Here is a 15,973-nt window from a genome sequence, read left to right as displayed (position 1 = left end):
AAGGAATATCTGTTTGGCCGGTCGCAACCTCCCGCCGTCGACCACGGCGCTCCGGGTCTTCCTTGCCGTCGCGCGCCTCGGCTCGACGGCGAAGGCGGCGGGTGAGGTGCATCTGACCCAGAGCGCCGTCTCCAAGCAGATCCAGGCGCTGGAGGAGCATCTCGGCACCGAGCTGTTCGAACGCAGCCCCGTCGGACTCAAGCCCACCGAGGCCGGCACGATCTATCGTCCTTATGCCGAGGCTGCGATCGAGCAGATGGAGCGCGGCGCCCGCCGCCTCGCCGAGCGTGCCGCGATCGGCCGGCCGATCCGGCTGCACATGATCGCCATCGCCGGCGAGCGCTGGCTGATGGAGCGCTTCCCGGAATTCGCTCAGGCCCATCCCGAGATCGACGTCCAGTTCACCAATTTCGTCAGCGAGAAGGAGATCGAGGAGGCCGACCTCGAGATCGTCCACGGCTTCGGCCCCTGGCAGGATCGCGAGTCGCATTATCTCTTCGGCCGCCGGGTCGCGCTGGTTGCAGCACCCGCAGCGCTCGAACGCCTGGGCGGCTTTGCCCGTGCCGCCGACATCCAGAAGATGACGCTGCTGCAGCATTTCCAGATGCCGGCCTTCTGGGCCGAGTTCACCGAGGCCCATGGCCTGCGCGGCGCGGTGCCGGCCCATACCGTGCGCTACGGCTATTACTCCGTGATCATCCGCGCTGCCGTCGCCGGGCTCGGCGTCGCGCTCGCCCCACGCTGCTATGTCGCCGAGGAACTGGCCTCCGGCGCGCTGGTCAATCCGCTCGGCCTCGATTTCGACAGCGCGACCGGCTGCTGGCTGACCGTCAATTCGCAGAGCGAGCGCAGCCCGGCCCTCGACACGCTGATTGCCTGGCTCTGCGAGGAGGCCCGCCGCTTCGAGGCCGCGGGTTGAGCCCACCGGACGCATGCTCTAGACCGACCGCCATGCTTCCGATGGCGAAGGCCCGATGCGCATAGCCGTGACCGGACGAACCGGGCAGGTCGTCCAATCCCTCCTCGCCCGCGCCGAGACGGCAGGTGTGACCGTCATCCCGGTCGGCCGGCCCGAGCTCGATCTGGCGCAGCCGGAAGGCGTTCGGCAGGCGCTCGCCACGGCAAGCCCTGACTGCGTCGTCAACGCTGCCGCCTACACCGCCGTCGACAAGGCCGAGACCGAACCGGAACTCGCTCTGCGCATCAACGGTGAAGGCGCCGGCGCGGTCGCTGCCGCCGCTGCGGCGCTTGGCGTGCCGCTGATCCAGATCTCCACCGACTATGTCTTCGACGGCATGGCGCCGCAGCCCTGGCGCGAAAGCGACGCCACCGCTCCGCTCTCAGCCTATGGCCGCTCGAAGCTCGCCGGCGAGGAAGCCGTCATGGCTTCTGGCGCCGACTGGACAATCCTGCGCACGGCATGGGTCTACAGCCCCTATGGCGCGAATTTCGTGAAGACCATGCTCCGGCTCGCGGAGAGCCGGGGCGAGGTCGGCGTGGTCTCCGACCAGCTGGGTTCGCCGACCAGCGCACTCGATCTCGCCGACGCGATCATCGCTGCGGCGAAGGCTCTGGTCGCCCGACCCGGCGCGGCCTCGCTCCGCGGCGTCTTCCATGCCGCCGGCATGGGCGAGGCAAGCTGGGCTGATCTCGCCGAGACCGTTTTCGCCGCCTCGGCGGCGCTGGGCGGGCCTAGCGCCAGAGTCAGGCGCATCGCCACGATCGACTACCCCACCCCCGCCCGGCGGCCGAGCAATTCCAGGCTCGATTGCAGCCTGCTCGCCGCTCGCCACGGCCTGCGCCTGCCGCCCTGGCAGGGTTCCGTGCAAACCTGCGTCGCCACGTTGCTCGCGCCATCGCGAAGCTGAAGGAGCCATCCATGAAGGGGATCATCCTCGCCGGCGGCAGCGGCACGCGGCTTCACCCGATGACCATGGTGACGTCGAAGCAGCTCCTGCCTGTCTACGACAAGCCGATGATCTACTATCCGCTCTCGACGCTGATGCTCGCCGGCATCCGCGAGATCCTGATCATCTCGACGCCCGAGGACGCGCCGCGCTTCGAGGCGCTGTTCGGCAGCGGCGAGCGCTGGGGCCTCAAGCTCTCCTATGCGATCCAGGCGAAGCCGGAAGGCCTGGCCCAAGCCTATCATATCGGCGCCGATTTCGTCGCCGGCGGCCCCTCCGCCCTGATCCTCGGCGACAATCTCTATTACGGTGACGGCCTGACCGACGTGCTGCACCGCGCCGCCGCCCGCCAGAGCGGCGCCACCGTCTTCGCCTATCGCGTCAGCGATCCCGAGCGCTATGGCGTCGTCTCCTTCGATTCTGCCGGCAAGGCGCTCTCGATCGAGGAGAAGCCCAGGGTGCCGCGCTCGCATTGGGCGGTGACCGGGCTCTATTTCTATGACGCCGAGGTGGTCGAGATCGCCCGCAAGCTCAAGCCCTCGGCCCGCGGCGAGCTCGAGATCACCGACGTCAACCTCGCCTATCTCGAACGCGGCGCGCTCAGCGTCGAGCGGCTCGGCCGCGGCTATGCCTGGCTCGACACTGGCACGCCGGATTCCCTCGTCGAGGCCTCGGAGTTCGTGCGCACGCTGGAGCGCCGCCAGGGCTTTCGCATCGCCTGCCCCGAGGAGATCGCCTTCGAGAATGGCTGGATCGACCGCGAGCAATTGCGCGCGCTCGGCCAGGCGCTGTCGAAGAGCGGCTACGGCCAGTATCTGCTCGGCATCGCCGGGCGCGATCAGCAGGCCTGACGCCGCGCTTCCCCTGACGATGCAGAGCGCTCATGCTGCATCGGTGATGGTCGAAGTCGATCGGCTGGCCGAGATTGCAGCGTAGCCGCGCCGAAGACGCGCACGAGGATCGAAGACCTGATGAACGCCCCCGCCACCACGCCCAGCATCTCTCGACACCCTGCCCTCGATGGCTTGACCGCGTCCTTGCGCGAGCTTCTCGGCCCGCGCTGCTCGACCTCGGACAGCGAGCGTGAGCATCACGGCCATGGCGAATCCTATCACCCGACCAAGGCACCCGACGTCGTCTGCTATCCGCTGACCACCGAAGAGGTGAGCAGCATCGTCAAGCTCTGCCATCAGGCGAAAGTGCCGGTCATCCCGTTCGGCGCCGGTACCTCGCTCGAAGGCCATGTCGTCGCGCTGCATGGCGGCGTCTGCATCGACCTCTCGCGCATGAACGCAATTACAGCCGTCAACGCCGAGGACCTCGACTGCACGGTCGAGGCCGGCGTCACCCGCAAGCAGCTCAACGAGCACCTGCGCGACACCGGCCTGTTCTTCCCGGTCGATCCCGGCGCCGACGCGACGCTCGGCGGCATGGCCGCGACCCGGGCCTCGGGCACCAATGCGGTCCGCTACGGCACGATGAAGGACAATGTCCTGGCGCTCACCGTCGTGCTCGCCGACGGCACCATCCTGAAGACCGGCGGGCGCGCCCGCAAATCCTCGGCCGGCTACGACCTCACCCGCCTCTTCGTCGGTTCGGAGGGCACGCTCGGCGTCATCACCGAGATCACCTTGCGGCTCTACGGCATCCCCGAGGCGAGCTCGGTCGCGGTCTGCTCCTTCCCCGACATCGCCAGTGCCGTCAATTGCGCCATCGAGACGATCCAGTGCGGCATCCAGGTCGCCCGCGTCGAACTGCTCGACGAAACCTGCATGCGCGCCATCAACCGCCACAATAATCTGAGCTATCCCGAGACGGTCGCGCTCTTCCTCGAATTCCACGGCACGGAAGCGGCGGTGGTCTCGCAGGCAGAGACGGTGCAGATGCTCGCCGAAGGCCATGGCGGCGAAGGCTGGCGCTTTGCCACCAGCGCCGAGGAGCGCAACAAGCTCTGGCAGGCCCGGCACAACATGCATTATGCGCTGCTCGCCTTGCGTCCCGGCGCCAGCAGCTGGGGCACCGACACCTGCGTGCCGATCTCCCAGCTCGCCGCCTGCATCACCGAGATCAAGGAGCATGCCAAGGATGCGCCCTTCCCGGTCACGGCGCTCGGCCATGTCGGCGACGGCAATTTCCACATGGGCTTCCTGATCAGGATGGATTCGCCCGAGGAGATCCGCGAGGCCGAGCGGCTGAACGGCCTCCTGGTCAACCGCGCCATCGATCTCGGCGGCACCTGCACCGGCGAGCACGGCGTCGGCTACGGCAAGGCGAAGTTCCTGCGCAAGGAGCACGGCGACGCTGCCGTCGAGGTGATGCGTACGCTGAAGGCGAGCCTCGACCCCGACAACATCATGAACCCCGGCAAGGTGCTGCCCGCCTGACGGGCCGAAAGGATCAGCCGATCGCACATCAGCCTCGCTGCAGCTGCGGTCACGGACGTGACCGCGACGCCCAACTGTTTTACATGCAAATGGAATGGTGACCCCTTAGGCGGATAGGCAGCGCATGGACGACGCGGCGGATGCGGAAACGCAGCACAAGAACCATGCGGTCTATTTCGTGCCCGGCCTGCATCGCGGCCTGCGTGTCCTCGAAATCGTCGCGGCGGCGCGCCGTCCGCTGAGCATCACCGAGATCGCCTCTGAGCTCGGCCTGACGCGCTCCTCGGTCTTCCGCCTGATCTATACGCTCCGGCATATGGGCTTCCTCGAGGAGGAGCAGTCGAAGCAGTTCGCGCTCGGGCCACGCGTCCTCAATATCGGCTTCGCCTTCCTGGCCTCGAAGGACATCATCGAGATCGCCCGCCCCGAGCTGGAGGCGCTGCGCGACGAGACGCTGGTCTCGGCGCATCTGGCGATCCGCGACGAGCGCGACGTGCTCTATCTCAGTTGCGTCCAGACCCGCTCCGGCTTCCTCAGCAACATGAATGTCGGCTCGCGCGTGCCGGCCTATGCCTCACCGATGGGCTGGCTGCTGCTCGCCGGCCTACCGCAAGCGGAGCTGGAGGAGCTCTTCCGCAAGGAGCGCTTCGTGCCCCTGACCAGCCAGACCCCGACCTCGACGCCGGAGCTGATCGCCACGGTCGAGGCGGCGGCCGCGCGCGGCCATGTCGTCAGCCGCGGCGTGATGGAGGCGGCTGGCAGCTCGATCTCGGCCCCGATCATCGACCGGCGCGGCGCCGTCGTCGCGGCGATCGACATCTCCGGCCCGGACTCCGCCTTCGACCTCGACCAGATCGACGGCCGCTACCTTGCCGCGGTCAGGGCCGCGGCCAGGCGGATTTCCGAGCGCCTCGGCTAAAGGCCGAGGATCGCCCGCGCCTCGGCCGGCGTGGCGAGCGCGCCGCCGAGATTCTCAATGATCGTGCCGGCCTTCTCGACCAGCTCGGCATTGTCGCGCGCCAGCACGCCCTTGCGGATATAGACGTTGTCCTCGAGCCCGACCCGGACATGGCCGCCGAGCAGGAAGGCCTGCGCCAGCAGCGGAAACTCGTGCCGTCCGATGCCGAACGCCGCCCAGATGCAATCCGGCGGCAATTGCGAGGCGAAATAGACCAGCGTCTGCGGGTTCGGGATCGCGCCATAGCGCACGCCGAGCACGATCTGGATCAGCAGCGGATTGCGCAGCACCCCGTCCGCCTGCAGGGCCTTGGCGAGCTGAAGGTCGCCACCATCGAACAGCTCCAGCTCGGGCAGGACGCCGACGGCATAGATGCGCCGCGCCATCTCGGTGACGTTGCGCGGCGTGTTGATCACCACGGCGGTCCCTGAGAACATGGTGTTGAGGTCGAGCGTGCAGATCTCCGGCTTCAGCGCCTCGACATGCGCGACCCGCCGCTCTGGCGTGGTCAACGTCGTGCCCGGCGCCGCGACCTTGGGATCGTCGATCCCCGGCACGAAGCGCCCGCCCTCCCCAGTCGAGAGGTTGAGGATGACCTCGGAGCCGGATTGCCGGATGCGGTCGACGATCTCCGCGAACAGCCGAAGATCCATCGTGCCCCTGGTGGTGGCGGGATCGCGGGCATGCAGATGCACCACTGCCGCACCGGCCTTGCCGGCCTCGATAGCGGCGGCCGCGATCTCGGCCGGCGTCACCGGCAGGCCGGGATGCTGTTCGCGCGTCGTCAGGTTGCCGGTGACGGCGCAGGTCAGGATGGTCTTGCGCGACAAGGATGCGTCTCCTCAGGCGGCGCTGCGGGCGGCAGGCAGGGTCGCGGCCAGCGCCGCCCCGAGCTTCTCGACGATCTCGTCGACATGGCCGGCGTTGATGGTGAAGGGCGGCGCCAGCAGGACATGGTCGCCATTGACGCCGTCGGCCGTGCCGCTCGACGGGTAGCAGATCAGGCCGAGGCCCTGCGCCGTCTGCTTGATCCTGGCGGCCAGCCCCTCCTTCGCCGCGAAGGGCTGCTTGCTGTCGCGGTCGACGACGAGTTCGAGCGACTGGAGCAGGCCCCGCCCCCTGATGTCGCCGACATGCGGGTGCTGGCCGAAGGCCTCGCTGAGCCGGCGCGACAGCAGCGCGCCCATGCGCTGGATAGTGTCGAGCAGCCCCTCCTCCTCGATCGTCTCGATCACCGCGATCGAGGCGGCGCAGGCGACGGCATGGCTCATATAGGTGTGGCCATTGGCGAGCAGGCCGGAGCCGGCCTCGATCGCCCCGGCTACGCGCTCGCTCGCCATCGTCGCGGCGATCGGCTGGTAGCCGGCCCCCAAACCCTTGGCGATGGTGATGATGTCCGGCCGCACGCCCTCCTGCGCGCTCACAAACATCGCCCCGGCGCGGCCCATGCCGCACATCACCTCGTCGGCGATGAAGAGCACGCCGTGGCGGTCGCAGATCTCGCGGATGCGGGCGAAATAGCCGGGAACGGCGGTGACGCTGCCGAGCGTCGCCCCGACGATCGGCTCGGCGATGAACGCCGCGACGCTCTCAGGACCGAGCCGACGGATCTCGGCGTCGAGCTCGTCGGCGACGCGCAGGCCGTAAGCTTCTTGCGTCTCGCCCTCGTGCTGGTCGCGATAGGCGTAGCAGGGCGCGATCTGCGAGGTCTCGATCAGGATCGGCTGGTACAGCGCCCGCCGGCCGGCATGGCCGCCGACCGCGAGCGCCCCCAGCGTATTGCCGTGATAGCTCATCCGCCGCGAGATGAAGCGGCTGCGCTGGGGCTGGCCGATCTCGACGAAATACTGCCGCGCCAGCTTGAGCGCCGCCTCCATCGCCTCAGAGCCGCTGCCGAGGAAGGCGACGCGGCCTTTGCCGAAGCCGGCCGGGGCGCGATCGACCAGCATCTGCGCCAGCTTCTCGCTCGGCTCATTCGTGAAGAAGGAGGTGTGGGCGTATTCAAGCTTGCCGAGCTGCGCGATGATCGCCGCGGTGACGCGCGGATGGCCATGGCCGAGGCAGGACACCGCCGCGCCGCCGCTGGCATCGAGATAGCGCCGGCCCGCGGCATCGACGAGGTGGACGCCGTCTCCCGCCAGAGCGAGCTGCGGCGTGCTGCGGAGGTTGCGATGGAGGACCGCGGACGCGTTGGCCCGGGGGCTGGGTTGTGACATGGCGCTCTCCGCAACCACAAGAATTCTGTTGATATGCAAAACACATTTTCGTATGAGAAACAAGAACGGAGTGGCCGAGCCTTGAGCCCGTCAACGCAGCGTCCCTTTCACGGCATCCGGGTGCTCGACCTCACCCATGTGCTCGCCGGCCCGTTCTGCGCCTACCAGCTCGCTCTGCTCGGCGCCGATGTCATCAAGATCGAGCCGCCGCAGATGCCGGACACGGCGCGCGGCCGCGGGCCGGACGACGCCCTCAACGCCGCCGGCCTCGGCATCAACTATCTCGTGCAGGGCTCGAACAAGCGCTCGCTCGCGCTCGACCTCGCCTCACAGGACGGGCGGGCGATCCTGCTCGATCTCGTCGACGGTGCCGACGTGCTGGTCGAGAATTATCGTGCCGGCGCGCTGGACGCCCTCGGCCTCGGGGCAGAGGCCCTGTGCGCCCGCAATCCCCGGCTGATCCATTGCTCGATCACCGGCTTCGCCCGCGGCCATGAGCGCGAGGCGGTCAACGCCTATGACAATGTCATCCAGGCCGCCTCGGGCGTGATGGCGCGCACCACCGGGCGCTCGGGCGAGCCGGTGAAATCAGGCGCCTCCTTCATCGACTACGCTACCGGCTATGCCACGGCCTTCGCGATCTCGGCGGCGCTGTTCCAGCGGCAAGCGAGCGGCAAGGGCCAGATCATCGACTGCGCGATGTTCGACACCGCCCTGACGCTGATGGCGCCGGAAGCCGCCGCGACGCTCTATGAAAGCCCCAGCCAATCGCGCCCGAAGGAAGCCGGGCTCGGCACCTACGAGACGGCCGACGGCCTGCTGATGCTCGGCGCTTTCAATGCCAGACAGAACAGGCGGCTCTGGGAGGCGCTCGGCCGCCCCGACTTCGCCGCGCTCGACAGCTGGCCGGCGCTCTGGGGCGCCGCACAAGCGATGCGCGAGTCGCTGGTGCCGATCATGCTGACCCGATCCGCGGCCGAGTGGGAGGGCTGGCTTCACGAGATCGGCGTCCCCGCCGAGCGCGTCCGCACGCTCGACGAGGCCGCCCGCCTGCCGCATCTGCGCGAGCGCGGCTTCTTCCATAGACTCGAGGCCGCGCTGCCGGGCGCAGCCTCCGTCGCGGTGCCGCTCGCCCCCTTCACCTATGCTACCGCCGGCCCGGCGATCGACCGCCCACCGCCGCGGCTCGGCGAGCACAGCGCCGAGATCCTCAGCGAGATTGGACGGTCGCCGGCCGAGGTCGAGGCCTTGAAGGCGCGGGGCGTGATCGCATGATTGCCGCCGCCTTCCCCCGGCATAAGGCCGAGTTGTTCACGCGCCTGCCCGAGGCCCTTCACTGGACCGGCGAACCGACCGAATGGGTCCGCATCACGCGGCCGGGCCAGCGCCTGCATTCCTTCCTGGAAGGCCCCAGCTTCGACGCAGACGGATATCTCTGGCTGGTCGACGTGCCCTATGGCCGCCTGTTCAGGATCGCGCCGGACGGCAGCTGGCAGCTCGCGTTCCAATATGACGGCGAGCCGCATGGCTTGCGCCCACGCGGCGACGGGACCTGGCTGATCGTCGACTACCGCCACGGCCTGCTCGCCTTCGACCCCGCGGCGAACACCGTGACGACGCTCTGTGCACGGGTGAACACCGAGCCCTTCCGCGGTCTCAGCGACCTCACCATCGCCCCAAACGGCGACGTCTGGTTCACCGATTCCGGCCGCACCAGCCTGTCCGACCCGACCGGACGGGTCTACCGGCTGCGCCAGGGTGAGACGAAGCCCGAGCTGATCCTGGCGAACGTGCCCTATCCGAACGGCATCGCGCTCTCGCCGGACGGCAAGCTGGTCTATCTCGCCGCGACGCGCGCCAATGCCGTCTGGCGCTTCATGGCGGATGCTCCTGATCCGGCCTGGCCGATGGTCGGCACCTTGCTGCAGCTCTCCGGCGGCCTCGGTCCTGACGGGCTGGCGGTCGATGCCTCCGGCCGGCTCGCCATCGCGCAGGCACAGGCCGGCCGGCTCTATCTCGTCGATGCGCTCGGCGATCCCCTGGCGGTAATCCACACGCCGGGCGGGCTCTGGACGACCTCCTGCGCCTTCTCGCCGGACCAGTCTGTCCTGTTCATCGTCGAGGCGCAGACCGGCAGCGTCTTCCGCATTCCCATGGCCACGCTTCTCGCAGGCTCCGCTTCAGGACATCGCTCATGACCATGCTGACGAAGGACACGCTCAGGGGCTTCGTGCCGGCCATCGTCACGCCCTTCGACGCGCGCGGCGAGATCATGGCGGACGCTTTCGCGGACATCGTCGAGCATCTGATCGGCATCGGCGCGCAGGGCATCTGCGTCGCCGGCGACAATGGCGAGAGCTGGGCGCTCGATCGCGACGAGCGCGCCCGCCTGACCCGCATCGCCGTCGAGCGCAGCGCCGGACGCGTGCCGGTGATGATGGGCTGCACTGCTCCGGGCTCGAGGCAGACGATCCAGTATGCGCAGGCGGCGCGCGATGCCGGCGCCAGCGGCATCCTCGTGATGCCGCAGACCTATGTGCTGAAGGCGACGCGCGAGGAATTGCTGCGGCGCTTCGAGCTGCTGGGCAAGGCGGTCGACATTCCGATCGTGCTCTACAACTCGCCGCGCCGGGCCGTGATCGAGCTCTCGATCGACGATGTCGAGGCGATCGCCGGTGTCGCCCGAGTCGTCGGCATCAAGGAATCCAATCGCGACATCGGCCATCTCACCCGGCTGATCCACCGCATGGGTGACAGGATCGCAGTGATGGTCGGCCCGGCCTACTACATCCTCATCGGCAGCGCGCTCGGCGCGCCGGGCTTCATCGCCACCGGCCCGGAATTGCTCGGCAAGACCGCCGGAAAGCTGATGGAGATCGGCCGCAAGGCGCCCGCTGCCGACTATGTCGATGCCCATCACAAGCTCACCATTGTCTACGAGACGCTGATGTCGCTCGGCACCTGGCCCTCCTCCTTCAAGGCGGCGCTGAACCTGCAGGGCCTGCCCGCCGGCGTGCCGCGCGACCCGCTTCTGCCGCTCGGCGGGGCCCAGCTCGACAAGCTCCGCGCCACGCTGGGCGAACTCGGCCTGCTGCCCGGCCGCTGAGATGGATGGCGATCTGCGCATCGGCTCCGCCTGGGCGCGGACGGTCAGCTTCCGCTTCGACGGCGAAGTGCTGACCGCACCCGAAGGCGAGACGCTCGCCGCCGCTCTCTATGCGCAGGGGCGGCGCACCTTGCGCATCAGCCGCGACGATGGCGGCCCGCGCGGCGCCTTCTGCTTCATGGGCGTCTGCCAGGAATGCGTCGTCTCGATCGACGGCAGGCTGACCGAAGCCTGCCGCACACCGGTACATGAAGGGCTGGTCGTGGAGAGCGTGCGGTGAGCGATTACGATCTCATCGTGCTCGGCGCCGGTCCGGCTGGCGCCGCAGCGGCGATCAAGGCCCGCAGCCTCGGCCTCCGGGTCGCCGTGATCGACGAGGCGCCGGCCGCCGGCGGCCAGGTCTACCGCGCGCCCTCCTCGGCACTGACGGCGACGACGCCCGATGCCGACCGGGCGAAAGGTGTTGCATTGCGAGCAAGGCTCGCCGCTAGCGGCGCCGTCCTCTACGCCAACCATCGCGTCTGGTCGCTGACATCAGGCTTCTCCGTCATCGCGATCGGCCCGGGCGGTCCGCTGACGCTCGAAGCGCCCAATCTCATCGTCGCGGCCGGCGCGATCGAGCGGCATATTCCCGTAACCGGCTGGACCTCGCCCGGCGTGATCGGGCTGACCGGCGCGACCATCCTGCTCAAGGCCCATGGTGTCCTGCCGGGACGCCGCGTCGTCGTCGCCGGCTCCGGCCCGCTGCTCCTGCTTGTCGCCAGCAAGATCATCGCAGCCGGCGGCGAGGTCGTTGCCGTGGTCGATGCGGCCCCGCGCACGGGCTGGCTCGCCAGGGCTGGCGCCATGCTGGCTCGGCCGGACCTGATGGCCAAAGGTTCGGGCTGGCTGCTCGCGCTGCTGAAGGCGCGGGTTCCGATCCATTCGAGCGCGGCCATCCGCACCATCCACGGCACGGCCGGCGTCGAAGCCGTCACGATCGGCCCCATCGATCATGATTGGCGGCCGGTCGGCGATGCCGAGCGGACGGTTCCCGCCGATGCCGTCTGCCTTGGCTTCGGCCTTTTGCCCGCGACCGAGGTCACGCGGCTGCTGGGCGCCGAGCACCGCTACGAGCCGGGGCTGGGCGGCTGGATCCCGTCCGTGGATGCGTCGCTGCAGAGCTCCGTGCCCGGCCTCTTCGTGGCGGGCGATGGCGCCGGCGTGCGCGGCGCCGATGCCGCCCCGTTCTCCGGTGAGCTCGCGGCGCTCGGCGTTGCCCGCCGGCTCGGGCGCGGCGGTGACGTTGCGCAGCAGACCGCTGCAATCGAGTCCGATTGGCGCAGATCCGGGCGTTTCGGCGCGGCGATGTCGGCGCTCGCCATGCCGCCGCCCGGCGCCGCCGCGATGATCGCTGCCGAGGCGACCGTCTGCCGCTGCGAGGGCGTCACGCGTGCAACGCTCGACGCTGCGATCACGATCGGCGCTCGTACCCTCGCCGATCTCAAGGCGACGACGCGCTGCGGCATGGGTCCCTGCGGCGGTCGCGTCTGCGGCGAGGCGGCGGCGATGCTGATCGCCGCCGCGACCGGCTGGGACCGCGCGACGATCGGCCAGCCGAGCGCCCGGCCGCCCTTGCGCCCAGTGCCGCTCGCCGCGATCACCGGCGCCTTCGACTACGACGACTTGCCCATCCCTGCCCCGGCTCCGCTATGAGCACGCTCTACGATCTCGCCGTCATTGGCGGCGGCATTCTGGGCAGCGCCTCCGCCTGCCGTGCCGCGGAAGGCGGGATGCGCACCATCGTCATCGAGCAGCAGACGCTCGGCAGCGGCGCCTCGGGCGTCAATGCGGGCACGCTTTCGCTGCAGATCAAGCGCGTCAAGCTGATGCCCTATGCGATCAAGGGCCATGAGCTCTGGGAGCAGGCTGGCGAGCGCGTCGGCTTCCACAAGACCGGCGGCATCACACTCGCTTTCAACCAGCGCGAGGCCGAGCTCCTGCATGAGCGCATGGCCCTGAAGCGCGAGGCCGGCGCGCCGATCGAGCTGATCTCTCCGGCCCGCGTCGCAGAACTCGAGCCCAACCTGTCACGCAAAATCGTTGCCGCGAGCTGGTGCAGCGAAGACGGCTACGCCAATGCCAGCCTGTCCGGCGCCTATTACCGAGCCCTGCTCGAGGCGGCCGGCGTCGAGATCCGCGAACGCACCCCGGTCACGGCGATCGACCGCAGCAACGGCGTCTTCGAACTCGCGACGCCGACGGGCACCATCCGCGCGACCCGACTGCTGCTCGCCTGCGGCGCCTGGCTGAAGGGCGCCGGCGCGATGATCGGGCTCGACCTGCCGGTCCGCGCCCGCGTCAACACCGTCTCGGTCACCGAGCGCGGTCCGGCGCTGGTCGGCACGGTGATCGGCCACGCTACCGGCTTGCTCACCTTGAAGCAGAAACCCAATGGCAGCGTCCTGATCGGCGGCGGCTGGCAAGGCACCGGCTCGCCGGACGAAGGCCGCAGCTCGGTCGATCCCGCGACGCTGCTGCCGAACCTGCGGCTCGCCATGTTCGCCGTGCCCGGCCTCGACCGCTTCCGCGTGGTGCGCTCCTGGACCGGTTTCGAAGCCAATGTGCCGGATTTCTACCCGCTCGCCGGCGCCGCACCCGGCATCGACGACGCTTTCCTGCTCGGCTGCGTGCGCGGCGGCTACACCATCGGCCCCTATATCGGCGCACTGATGGGCGATCTCATCCTCGGCCGTGAGCCGGAGCTGCCGCTCTTCGATCCCAGCCGCTTCGCAACGGCAGCCTCGGCGGTGGCAGCGTGACCCGCTTCGCGGCCACGCGCTGCGTTGATCAAACAGAGTTTTGCATATAAACAAAAATAACCAAGGAGGATGACGTGCTGCACAGATCATCGGTCGAGGTCGCGCGATGAGCGAGGCGCCTGTCACCACGAATCGGCTCGCGCCGCTCGCCGAGGACACGGTCGGCCCCTATTACCCCTATTCCTTCATCGACGGTGACCGCAGCGACCTGACACGCCTGCATTACGGGCTGAGCGTCGGGCCGCAAGGGCAGCAGATCATCCTGCGCGGCCGCCTGCTCGACAGCGACGGCGCGATCGTCGACGACGCGCTGGTCGAGTTCTGGCAGGCCAACGCCGCCGGTATCCTGCGTGTGCCGGACAATGACGGCCACCCGCTGCTCGACCCGTTCTTCGACGGTTTCGGCCGGCTGATCACCACGACCGAGCCCTTTGCCTTCAGGACGATCAAACCCGGCGCGATTCCCGCTAAGGGTGGCATGGCGGCACGCGCCCCGCACATCACCGTGACGATGTTCTCCGACGGGATCACACGGCTGGTCACGCAAATCTTCTTCGACGACGAGCCGGAAGCGAACGCGCAGGACCCGCTGCTCGCGAGCCTGCCGGCCGAGCTGCGCGAGCGCCTGATCGCGAGGCGCATCGAGGCGCCTGCGGACGGTCCGGCCATCTACGAAATAGCCATCGTGATGCGCGGCCCGGGCGAGACGCCCTTCTTCGACGATCTTTCGAGCTGAGGAGGCGAAGCGATGTCCCTGATCATCGATCGCGGCCGCCTAATGCTGCCGGGCCCCACCGACGGGGCAGCCGAGCGGCGCGTGCCGAGCGAGCGGCTGCACCTGATTCCGGAGGCGGCGCGGCGCAGCTTCGTGCCCTGGGTCGCCGACCTGCCTGGCCTCAAGCTCGGCGAAAACGACCTGACCCGGATCGCACCGGGTCGGCCGCAGGCGCAAGGCGAGGTCATCGAGATCTCCGGCCATGTCCTCGACGAGTTCGGCCGCCCGGTCCGCAACACGCTGGTCGAGGTCTGGAACGCCAACAAATGGGGGCGCTACACCCATGTGAAGGACCCGGTGCGCGAGCGTCTCGACCCGAACTTCCTCGGTTTCGGCCGGACCATGACCGACGAAGCCGGACGCTACCGCTTCCGCACCATCATGCCCGGCTCCTATCTGGCACGGCCCGACATCGATCGCTGGCGTCCGGCCCATGTCCATGTCTCGATCCGCGGCGGTTCGGCCAGGCTGATCGCCCAGATGTATTTCGCCGGCGATCCGCATCTCGCCCGCGACCCGATGTTCATCCTGCTCGGCGAAGCCCAGCCGCGCCATTTCGGCAACCTCGTCGGACAGGGCCCGGATGGCGAGGCGCTCTATCGCTGGGACATCGTGATCGGCGGGCGCAATACGGCGTATTTCGAGAGCTGAGGCAGGCATATCAGAAGGAACCACCCCGTCTTTCCGGGGCAGGCCGAAGGCCCGAGCCCGGAACCCAGAACCGATGCGATCTCCGGAAACGCGTATCAATCGCAGCGCCATCGTCACGCCCGGCATCGGTTCTGGGTTCCGGGCTCGACGCTTCGCGTCGCCCCGGAATGACGAGGGCGCTTGAGCGAAAAGCTCTATGCCGCCTTGCGCCGCTCGGTGACGGTGAGCGCAAGGCCTCCCAGCACCAGCAGCACGCCGAGCACGAAGAACAGCCCGAGCTCGTCGCCGAACATCACGGCGGCGGTGGCGACGCCGACGACCGGCTGCAGATACTGGATGCCGGCAGCGATGCGCGCCGGCACCGTGCGCAGCAGATGCAGCCAGAGGAACAGGCCCGCCACCGTCACCACGATGCCGAGATAGACCGCCGTCGCCAGTCCCGTGGCGGTCACCTGGAATGGCACATGCGCCATCTCCCAGGCCGCCCAGGGCATGAGCGCCAGGAAGCCGAAGACAGTGCTCCAGGCGGCGACGGTCGCGGTGCCGTACTGCTCGGTCAGCTCGACGCTCCAGACATAGTAGAAGGCGATCGTCAGCGCCGAGAGCAGCACCAGCGCCGCACCGGTGAGCGTGGTCTGCGAGGGCGCGACAGCGGCATCGCCGCGACCGGAAGCGACCAAGGCGATCCCGGCGAAGGCGGCCAGCAATCCCAGCGCCTGGAGGCCCGACACCGATTGCCGCAGCCGCGCCGCTGCGAAGACGACGACGAAGATCGGGATGGTCGCGGAGATGATGGTCGCGACCGAGGCCGAAGTGCCGACGACGCCGAAGGTCTGCGCCACCTGCCCGATGCCGATGCCGAGGACGCCGAGGGCGGCGACGCGCGGCAGCGCCCGGCGTGGCAGGCGCTGCTTGCCGACGACAAGCAGGAACATCAGCGGCAGGGCGATCCCGAAGCGCAAAGCGGTCAGGGTCAGTGGCGGCAGCGTGAGCAGGCCGAGCTTGGTGATCGGGATCGAGACGCCCCACATCAGCGCGAGCAGCAGCATCGCCGCGAAACTGCCGACGGAGGGGCTGTAGCGGGTGGCCAGCGCCGTATGGCTCATGGGGCGGTCTTCATGCGTTCGAGGCGCGCTGAGAAGGCGCGGCGTGACCGCAGGCTGTAGGTCGTACGC

16 protein-coding genes are annotated in these 15,973 nt (G+C 68.9%); 13 read left to right on the top strand and 3 right to left on the bottom strand.

All coding sequences use genetic code 11. The features are described from left to right. The first annotated feature begins 13 nt into the window (after positions 1-13). The 5 genes from AC1DS0_RS05590 to AC1DS0_RS05570 all read left to right on the top strand — a co-directional run bounded on the left by AC1DS0_RS05590 (position 14) and on the right by AC1DS0_RS05570 (position 5,210). The gene (locus AC1DS0_RS05590; RefSeq protein WP_476813393.1) at positions 14-919 is read left to right on the top strand and encodes a LysR family transcriptional regulator; all 906 of its coding nucleotides are present in this window, start codon (positions 14-16) and stop codon (positions 917-919) included. A 55-nt stretch (positions 920-974) separates the two neighbouring features. Continuing rightward, positions 975-1,868 carry a dTDP-4-dehydrorhamnose reductase gene (gene rfbD / locus AC1DS0_RS05585; protein WP_476813392.1) on the top strand — a complete coding sequence of 298 codons (894 nt, stop codon included), beginning with the start codon at positions 975-977 and terminating at the stop codon, positions 1,866-1,868. A gap of 11 nt (positions 1,869-1,879) precedes the next feature. Next, positions 1,880-2,758 carry a glucose-1-phosphate thymidylyltransferase RfbA gene (gene rfbA / locus AC1DS0_RS05580; RefSeq protein ID WP_476813391.1) on the top strand — a complete coding sequence of 293 codons (879 nt, stop codon included), beginning with the start codon at positions 1,880-1,882 and terminating at the stop codon, positions 2,756-2,758. A gap of 120 nt (positions 2,759-2,878) precedes the next feature. Beyond that, positions 2,879-4,291, top strand: a complete 1,413-nt coding sequence (locus tag AC1DS0_RS05575) for an FAD-binding oxidoreductase (protein WP_476813390.1) — start codon at positions 2,879-2,881, stop codon at positions 4,289-4,291. Between the two features lie 124 nt (positions 4,292-4,415). Next, positions 4,416-5,210 carry an IclR family transcriptional regulator gene (locus AC1DS0_RS05570; RefSeq protein ID WP_476813389.1) on the top strand — a complete coding sequence of 265 codons (795 nt, stop codon included), beginning with the start codon at positions 4,416-4,418 and terminating at the stop codon, positions 5,208-5,210. Here the strand turns inward: AC1DS0_RS05570 and AC1DS0_RS05565 are convergent. After that, positions 5,207-6,079: a beta-keto acid cleavage family enzyme gene (locus AC1DS0_RS05565; protein WP_476813388.1), complete on the bottom strand. Its 873-nt coding sequence runs from the start codon at positions 6,077-6,079 to the stop codon at positions 5,207-5,209. The genes AC1DS0_RS05570 and AC1DS0_RS05565 overlap by 4 nt on opposite strands. 12 nt (positions 6,080-6,091) lie before the next feature. Continuing rightward, positions 6,092-7,465 carry an aspartate aminotransferase family protein gene (locus AC1DS0_RS05560; RefSeq protein WP_476813387.1) on the bottom strand — a complete coding sequence of 458 codons (1,374 nt, stop codon included), beginning with the start codon at positions 7,463-7,465 and terminating at the stop codon, positions 6,092-6,094. A gap of 81 nt (positions 7,466-7,546) precedes the next feature. On the opposite strand from AC1DS0_RS05560, the gene AC1DS0_RS05555 reads away from it, so the two are divergent. The 8 genes from AC1DS0_RS05555 (at position 7,547) to AC1DS0_RS05520 (ending at position 14,798) form a co-directional block, all read left to right on the top strand. Beyond that, complete coding sequence (locus tag AC1DS0_RS05555) at positions 7,547-8,740, top strand: CaiB/BaiF CoA transferase family protein (RefSeq protein ID WP_476813386.1); 1,194 nt, start codon at positions 7,547-7,549, stop codon at positions 8,738-8,740. Continuing rightward, the gene (locus tag AC1DS0_RS05550; protein WP_476813385.1) at positions 8,737-9,663 is read left to right on the top strand and encodes an SMP-30/gluconolactonase/LRE family protein; all 927 of its coding nucleotides are present in this window, start codon (positions 8,737-8,739) and stop codon (positions 9,661-9,663) included. The genes AC1DS0_RS05555 and AC1DS0_RS05550 overlap by 4 nt, the downstream gene beginning before the upstream one ends. After that, positions 9,660-10,571: a dihydrodipicolinate synthase family protein gene (locus AC1DS0_RS05545; RefSeq protein ID WP_476813384.1), complete on the top strand. Its 912-nt coding sequence runs from the start codon at positions 9,660-9,662 to the stop codon at positions 10,569-10,571. Before AC1DS0_RS05550 ends, AC1DS0_RS05545 begins: the two co-directional genes overlap by 4 nt. Before the next feature lies 1 nt (position 10,572). Next, positions 10,573-10,851 (top strand): (2Fe-2S)-binding protein, encoded by a 279-nt coding sequence (locus AC1DS0_RS05540; RefSeq protein WP_476813383.1) that lies wholly within the window; start codon positions 10,573-10,575, stop codon positions 10,849-10,851. After that, the gene (locus tag AC1DS0_RS05535) at positions 10,848-12,266 is read left to right on the top strand and encodes an FAD/NAD(P)-dependent oxidoreductase (RefSeq protein WP_476813382.1); all 1,419 of its coding nucleotides are present in this window, start codon (positions 10,848-10,850) and stop codon (positions 12,264-12,266) included. The genes AC1DS0_RS05540 and AC1DS0_RS05535 overlap by 4 nt, the downstream gene beginning before the upstream one ends. After that, entirely contained in the window at positions 12,263-13,372 is a 1,110-nt protein-coding gene (locus AC1DS0_RS05530) for an NAD(P)/FAD-dependent oxidoreductase (RefSeq protein WP_476813381.1), read from the top strand. The genes AC1DS0_RS05535 and AC1DS0_RS05530 overlap by 4 nt, the downstream gene beginning before the upstream one ends. A gap of 106 nt (positions 13,373-13,478) precedes the next feature. Then, positions 13,479-14,108, top strand: a complete 630-nt coding sequence (gene pcaG / locus AC1DS0_RS05525; protein ID WP_476813380.1) for a protocatechuate 3,4-dioxygenase subunit alpha — start codon at positions 13,479-13,481, stop codon at positions 14,106-14,108. A gap of 12 nt (positions 14,109-14,120) precedes the next feature. After that, positions 14,121-14,798 (top strand): dioxygenase family protein, encoded by a 678-nt coding sequence (locus AC1DS0_RS05520; protein WP_476813379.1) that lies wholly within the window; start codon positions 14,121-14,123, stop codon positions 14,796-14,798. Between the two features lie 194 nt (positions 14,799-14,992). Here the strand turns inward: AC1DS0_RS05520 and AC1DS0_RS05515 are convergent, their stop codons facing one another. Then, entirely contained in the window at positions 14,993-15,904 is a 912-nt protein-coding gene (locus tag AC1DS0_RS05515; protein WP_476813378.1) for a DMT family transporter, read from the bottom strand. Positions 15,905-15,973: the final 69 nt, after the last annotated feature.

The sequence above is a fragment of the Allobosea sp. P4_H5 genome (assembly GCF_056400825.1).
This window is presented reverse-complemented; position numbering and strand designations above follow the sequence as displayed.